Annotated in this window: 6 protein-coding genes; all 6 read left to right on the top strand. The window is 39.2% G+C overall.

Annotated elements, in window-relative coordinates:
• Nucleotides 1–950 (top strand): penicillin-binding transpeptidase domain-containing protein (locus tag O970_RS04985; RefSeq protein WP_024496046.1); only part of this gene is annotated, 950 nt, incomplete at its 5' end.
• A 20-nt stretch (nt 951–970) separates the two neighbouring features.
• Nucleotides 971–2,515, top strand: a complete 1,545-nt coding sequence (gene murE / locus O970_RS04980; protein WP_024496045.1) for a UDP-N-acetylmuramoyl-L-alanyl-D-glutamate--2,6-diaminopimelate ligase — start codon at nt 971–973, stop codon at nt 2,513–2,515.
• Nucleotides 2,512–3,885, top strand: a complete 1,374-nt coding sequence (murF, locus tag O970_RS04975; protein ID WP_024496044.1) for a UDP-N-acetylmuramoyl-tripeptide--D-alanyl-D-alanine ligase — start codon at nt 2,512–2,514, stop codon at nt 3,883–3,885. Before murE ends, murF begins: the two co-directional genes overlap by 4 nt.
• A gap of 38 nt (nt 3,886–3,923) precedes the next feature.
• Nucleotides 3,924–5,006: a phospho-N-acetylmuramoyl-pentapeptide-transferase gene (gene mraY / locus O970_RS04970; protein WP_024496043.1), complete on the top strand. Its 1,083-nt coding sequence runs from the start codon at nt 3,924–3,926 to the stop codon at nt 5,004–5,006.
• Between the two features lie 28 nt (nt 5,007–5,034).
• Nucleotides 5,035–6,357, top strand: a complete 1,323-nt coding sequence (murD, locus tag O970_RS04965; RefSeq protein ID WP_024496042.1) for a UDP-N-acetylmuramoyl-L-alanine--D-glutamate ligase — start codon at nt 5,035–5,037, stop codon at nt 6,355–6,357.
• Nucleotides 6,354–7,505: a cell division protein FtsW gene (ftsW, locus tag O970_RS04960; protein ID WP_024496041.1), complete on the top strand. Its 1,152-nt coding sequence runs from the start codon at nt 6,354–6,356 to the stop codon at nt 7,503–7,505. The genes murD and ftsW overlap by 4 nt, the downstream gene beginning before the upstream one ends.

Below are 7,505 nucleotides of genomic sequence, written 5' to 3'. Positions count from 1 at the left end.
CTGCGGTTTTGATTGATGTCAAAACCGGCGAAATTTTAGCGATGGCGACGGCCCCTTCATACAATCCCAATAATCGCGCTAATGTAAAAAATGAATTATTGCGTAATCGGGCTGTTACCGATGCGTTTGAACCAGGGTCAACCGTAAAACCATTGATTGTAATGGCGGCATTAGAAAATAAAGTCGCGACGACACGTTCAGTGATTGATGTTAGACCTTTTTATGTGAATCACTACGAAGTAAAAGATGTATCACCACAAGTATCGTTGACCTTAGAAGGGATATTGATGAAATCGAGTAATGTTGGCGTAAGTCGATTAGCGCTACAGATGAGTCCAGAAACCATTGTAAAATTTTATGCGCGTTTTGGATTTGGTCAACCCACTAAATTAGGTTTAGGTGGTGAAGCGCGCGGAACGATTTCTGCTCAACGTAAATATTGGAGTGATATAGAACGCGCAACTTATTCATTCGGTTATGGTTTAACCGTTACGCCACTACAATTAGCTAGAGCTTATGCGACTATTGGTAGCTATGGTATTTACCGCCCAGTATCTTTGCTCCGTTTAGATGAGCCAAATAAAGGCGTGCGTGTTGTCGATCACGATATTGCTAAAACGGTTGTACAAATGATGCGTAGTGTTGCTGAATCGGGCGGCGGAGCCAAAGCAGCGGTACCCGGGTATAGTGTCGCCATTAAAACCGGCACCGCTAAAAAGTTAGGAAGTTCAGGAAAATATGTTAATCAATATATTGCCTATACCGCAGGTATTGCGCCGGCCACTTCGCCGCGTTACTCGTTAGTGGTCATTATTGATAATCCCAAAGCCGGTCAATATTATGGTGGCGCCGTTTCTGCACCGGTATTTAGCCGTATTATGGGAAGCGTATTAAGAACCATGAATATAAAACCTGATCAGCCGATAGATAACTTTCCGGCTAATCGTTGAACATTAAAGAAGGTAATTTAATGACGCCATGTCAGCTACATGCACTATTAACCTATCTAAAAATCGATAGTATCGATTTGCCACCAGCAATGCTGGCAATAACTATAAATCAGTTACGTATAGATAGCCGGAAAATTAAGCCTAACGACGTTTTTATTGCATTAAAAGGGCATAAAGTTGATGGTCATGCTTACATTTCGCAGGCCGTGAATGCTGGTGCCATAATGATTTTAAGTCAAACGGATCAAGCAAATCAAGATAAACAGATTCGTTATGTTAACAATGCTCAGCAACAACTTATACCAATAATTAACATTTATCGATTAGAACAGCAGTTGTCTGATTTAGGCTGTTTTTTTTATGATAATCCGTCCAACAAATTAACCGTAATTGGTGTGACTGGCACTAATGGCAAAACCACCGTTACCCAATTATTAGCGCAGTGGGTAACATTATTAGGACAAAAAGCCGCCGTAATGGGTACCATTGGTAACGGCATATATGGACAACTTACCCCGACAACCAATACCACTATGTCGGCGATTGATGTACAGACGACATTGGCTGATTTGGCGCAACAAAACGTGGACGTGGTAGCCATGGAAGTGTCTTCACACGGTTTGGTTGAAAAACGGGTTGCTTCGGTTTCATTTGCAGCTACCGTGTTCACTAATCTTAGTCGAGACCATTTAGATTTTCATGGCACTATGGAACATTATGCTCAAGCTAAATGGGCTTTATTTGATCCAAAGCAGGCCTCCGTTAAAAACAGTGGTTTTGCCATCATTAATATCGATGATGATATTGGCCAAAAATGGGGAAATGTATTGTCAGAGGTAGTCGCCATCTCCATCGATAAAAATAAAATAGCACGATTAAAACAGTATCGCTATTTTATCGGGGTGCGCAATATTCACTATCATAACAATGGGGTAACAATTAACATTGTATCGAGCTGGGGGGAAGCCGATTTAGACAGTACCTTAATAGGGGAATTTAATGTGGCTAATTTACTAACCGCTTTAGCTACATTACTGGTATTAGGTTATCCATTAACGTCATTAAGTCACGTGGTGAAACAACTTAATCCCGTACAAGGACGTATGGAAGTATTCAATAATATAGCGCAACCAACGGTTATCGTTGATTATGCGCATACACCCGATGCATTAATCAAAGCATTACAAGCCGCAAGACGACATTGCACCGGCCAATTATGGGTTGTTTTTGGTTGTGGTGGTGATAGAGATCGTGGTAAACGCCCATTAATGGCACAATCAGCAGAACACTATGCCGATCAGATTATGATCACCAATGACAATCCACGAACCGAAGATGAAAGACAAATTATTGAGGATATTTTGCAAGGATTTAAGGTTAAGGATAAAGTAAAAATAGAACCGGATCGTTACCAAGCCATTAAACAGGTAGTGTCATTAGCAAAAGTAAATGATACGATTTTAATCGCGGGGAAAGGGCACGAAGATTATCAAATTATTGGCATGGAAAAAAGGCATTATTCAGATAGAGAAACTGCCGCAACATTATTAGGGCTACATTTATGATTCCTATATCCATAAAACAACTACAAGTCATATTAGATGCAGAAAGTATTGGTATTCGTAATTCAGAAACGATGATTGATTCCATTTCCACCGATACCAGAGAGATTAAGGTCGATAGTGTATTTTTTGCTTTAACGGGTCATCATTTTGATGGACATGATTTTGCGACTAATGCCATAGAATCTGGTGCAAAGCTCGTTGTTGTCTCACGTCAGATTTCAGATCATTTACCCCAGCTTATTGTTAAAGATGTACTTAAGGCATTAGGTCGCCTTGCGCATTGGGTACGTAAACAGGTAAATCCGCGTATTGTTGCTTTAACGGGATCCAGTGGTAAAACATCCGTTAAAGAGATGACTGCCGCAATTTTAAAACAATGTGGGCAGACACACTATACTCAAGGTAACTTAAATAATGAGATAGGGGTGCCGCTAACGCTATTACAACTAACACCGGATGATCAATTTGCCGTTATTGAACTGGGGGCGAACCATCCAGGCGAAATAGCCTATACTACTGCCCTTACCGAACCAGAAAGTGCATTAATTAATAATATTGCCGCAGCACATCTTGAAGGTTTTGGCTCGCTTGCGGGGGTTGCTAAAGCTAAATGTGAAATTTTTCAAGGCTTACCGGCTACAGGGAAAGCATTTTTAAATATGGACAGTCATATAGACATCTGTATTGATCAGCTAAAAAATAGACATTTAAACTTTTTCTCTTTACATTCTGAAAAAGCAGATTATTATGCACGCGATATTGTTGAATCGTCTATGCAAACCTCATTTGTGCTACATACGCCAGATACTCAGGTTGCTATTACTTTGCCTGTTATTGGGTTACACAATGTCTCTAATGCGATTGCTGCTAGCGCATTAGCGTTATCTGTTGGCGCTACTCAGGAAGCGATAGTCAAAGGATTATCCAATTTGCAACCTGTAAAAGGACGCCTATATCCTATTTCACTTAATGAATCACAATTCATTTTTGATGATACTTATAATGCCAATGTGGGCTCTATGACAGCAGCAATTGAAGTATTGGCTGCGCAATCCGGTTATCGTGTACTGGTGGTAGGCGACATGGGTGAATTAGGCGCCGATGCTAAGTTATGTCATCAACGCATTGGTGAGCTGGCTAAACAAGCGCATATCGACTGTGTATTAAGTTTCGGGCAGTTAAGCGAGCTGATAAGCCAGCAAAATAAAGCTGGAAAACATTTTACTGATAAGGCTATTTTAGTTAAGGAATTGCAACGTTTGATAGCAACGCATCCACAACTAACTATCTTAGTTAAGGGATCGCGTAGTATGCGTATGGAGCAAGTTATCGAGACATTATTAGATAACCAATCTAATTTGATGTCTTAATATTTATAAAAAAAAATTACCGTACAAGGGTTTAGGTTATGTTGCTTTGGTTAGCTGAGTATTTGGTTAAATATTTTACCTTTTTTAATGTATTCAATTATTCGACTGTCAGATCTATTTTTGCTTTATTGACTGCATTAACGATCTCACTATTGATGGGACAAAAAATTATTGATTGGTTACAAAAATTGCAAATTGGTCAAGTGATACGTAATGATGGTCCAGAATCTCATTTAAGTAAACGGGGTACCCCAACCATGGGGGGAACCTTAATTGTGGCCTCCATTACAATTTCGGTTCTGCTATGGGCAAACTTATCAAATCCTTATGTATGGATTACGCTATTGGTCTTATTGGGCTATGCCATTGTTGGTTTTATTGATGATTATTTAAAAGTAGTGCGTAAAAATACGGATGGTCTAATTGCACGTTGGAAATATTTTTGGCAATCTGTGATTGCGTTGGTTGCTGCATTGATTATCTACAGTTTTGGTAAAGATACCGCAGCCACAAAATTAGTTGTCCCTTTTTTTAAAGATATCATGCCTCAATTAGGGATATTATTTATTTTATTGGCGTATTTTGTTGTCGTTGGTGCGGGGAATGCGGTTAATCTTACTGATGGACTTGATGGGTTGGCGATTATGCCAACGGTATTTGTCGCGGCAGGGTTTGCTTTAGTCGCTTGGGCGACAGGAAATTATCATTTTGCTGAATACTTAAATATACCTCATATAAAATACGGTAGCGAGTTAATGATTGTTTGCACCGCTATCGTTGGTGCGGGATTAGGTTTTTTATGGTTTAACACTTATCCAGCAATGGTATTTATGGGCGATGTAGGTTCTCTAGCCTTAGGTGGTGTATTAGGTATTATTGCGGTTTTATTACGACAAGAATTTTTACTGCTGATCATGGGCGGTATTTTTGTGATGGAAACTTTATCCGTTATCTTGCAAGTAGGTTCATATAAATTACGTGGTAAACGTATTTTCCGCATGGCACCTATCCATCACCACTATGAATTAAAAGGATGGCCTGAACCACGAGTGATTGTGCGTTTTTGGATTATTTCACTTATACTAGTTATGATCGGTTTATTAACCCTTAAGTTACGTTAATTTTCAAACGTTATAAGAGATATCGTCAATGATAGATTATCAAGATAAAAAGGTGGTTATTATAGGTCTTGGTGTGACAGGGTTATCCTGTGTGGATTATTTTTTATCAAAAAATGTCATCCCGCGTGTGATTGATACCCGACAACAGCCGCCAGCGCTTGAACACTTGGATCAACGTGTTGTTTTCCATAGAGGCGATTTACGCGTAGATTGGCTACTTGAGGCTGATTTAATTGTGGTGAGCCCTGGTATAGCACTATCTACGCCTGAACTTAAGTTAGCGGCGGAAAACGGCATTGAGATTATTGGCGATATCGAACTATTTTGTCGTGAAATAAATCAATTAAAGGACAAAAAAGTGGTCGCTATAACGGGGTCAAATGGCAAAACCACAGTCACCACATTAGTTGGCGAAATGGCTAAAGCTACGGGGAAATCGGTTGCGGTTGGTGGCAATATCGGTGAGCCAGTTTTGACTCTATTATCTAACGATTACGATATCTATATCCTTGAGTTATCCAGCTTTCAATTAGAAACCACGTTTAGCTTACACGCAACGGTAGCAACGATTCTTAATATTACTGAAGATCATATGGATCGTTATCCAGAAGGCATAACTCAATATATGCAGGCTAAGCAACGCATTTATCATCATGCACAAGTCTGTCTCTTCAATGCCGATGATCCATTAACTCGACCTAAAGCGGGATATTGCGATTCTTGTCGCCAATTTGGGATCGCACAAGGTGAATATAGGTTAGATAGTCATGCACAATCTTTAGTCATAGATGGTGACGCTGTGCTAGATACCACGCAGATGAATTTATTTGGGTTACATAATTATATGAATGCCTTAGTTGCGCTAGCAATAGCCGATCAATTAGCAATAACCAGAGAAATAAGTTTAACTGTGCTTAAACAATTTAAAGGGCTAGCGCATCGCTTTGAATTAGTTCATGAAAAGCATGGAATACGCTGGATAAATGATTCCAAAGCGACCAATGTCGGTAGTACTGAAGCTGCGCTAAGAAGTATAAAATGTACGGGACGTATCCATCTACTCCTTGGTGGGGACGGTAAGCAAGCAGACTTTTCTCCCCTTAAGCCATATTTACAAAACAATATTACTATTTATGCATTTGGACGCGATCGGCAGTTACTTGCTCAGCTAAATCCAGACAGCACGACACAATTTGAAACAATGGCACAAGCAATGAATCAAATTATAGTAAATCTCCATGCGGGTGATATTGTTTTGCTATCCCCCGCTTGTGCCAGTTTAGATCAGTTTAAAAACTACATGGAACGCGGTAAGCTATTTGCAATGTTAGCCAAGGAGTTAGGGGCATGAAAATTTTTGCCTTTAATAAATCGACCAATTATGCCACAAAAAGCTATGACAGTGCCTTACTTTGGGCTGTATTTGGCCTAATGACCATCGGTATTGTCATGGTCACATCGGCATCAATGCCCTTAATTGAGGCTAATCCTTTTGCTTATACAATAAAAGAATTAGGGCATTTAGGTTTAGCCTTTCCACTGATGATTTTTATATTGAATGTACCCATTGCACGTTGGCAACAGGGGAGTACTCTTTTACTCATTATCACTGTTTTAATGCTAATGCTGGTATTGTTTATGGGATCGAATATTAAAGGTGCATCAAGATGGCTGCCATTAGGTATCTTTAATTTTCAACCCGCAGAATTGGCTAAATTATCACTGTTTATCTATTTAGCTAGTTACTTAACACGTAAATCCGATGAAGTGCAACGCAGCTTTTGGGGCTTTTTTAAACCAATGACCATCATGTTAATTTTATCACTGTTATTATTAAAACAACCCGATTTAGGAACAGTGATTGTCTTATTTGTGGTGACACTTGGGATCCTATTTATTGCTGGAGCACGCTTATGGCAATTTATAGCTATTGTACTTACTGGATTATTTGCGGTAATTCTATTGATTTTATTTGAACCTTATCGTGTAAAAAGGGTCATGGTATTTTTAGAGCCTTGGGAAGATCCCATGGGTGCTGGCTACCAATTAACCAGTTCGTTAATGGCAATTGGTAATGGTGGTCTATTTGGACAAGGTTTAGGTAATTCGGTCAGAAAATTGGGTTATTTACCCGAAGCACATACTGATTTTATTTTTTCAATTATTGCTGAAGAGCTGGGGTTTATTGGTATTACACTAATTCTCATTTTATTGTTCTTTTTGGCTTATAAAGCCATGTTTATTGGCTATCGTATATTACAAGAAGGTCAACAATTTTCAGGATATCTAGCATGTGAAATTGGTATTTGGTTTGGATTCCAAACGTTTGTTAATGTGGGGGTCACGTCAGGTATGCTGCCGACAAAAGGATTAACATTACCTTTTATTAGCTATGGTGGTTCTAGTTTATTAATTATGAGTATTGCCGTGGCTATTTTATTACGTATTGACTTTGAATACCGTGAGCTACAAATACAGGCCCGTTCAAGGAGTATATAA

This window comes from Candidatus Schmidhempelia bombi str. Bimp, from assembly GCF_000471645.3.
GTDB lineage: Bacteria > Pseudomonadota > Gammaproteobacteria > Enterobacterales > Orbaceae > Utexia > Utexia bombi.
The sequence above is the reverse complement of the archived record's forward strand: the minus strand, read 5'-3'. Positions and strand labels throughout refer to the sequence as shown.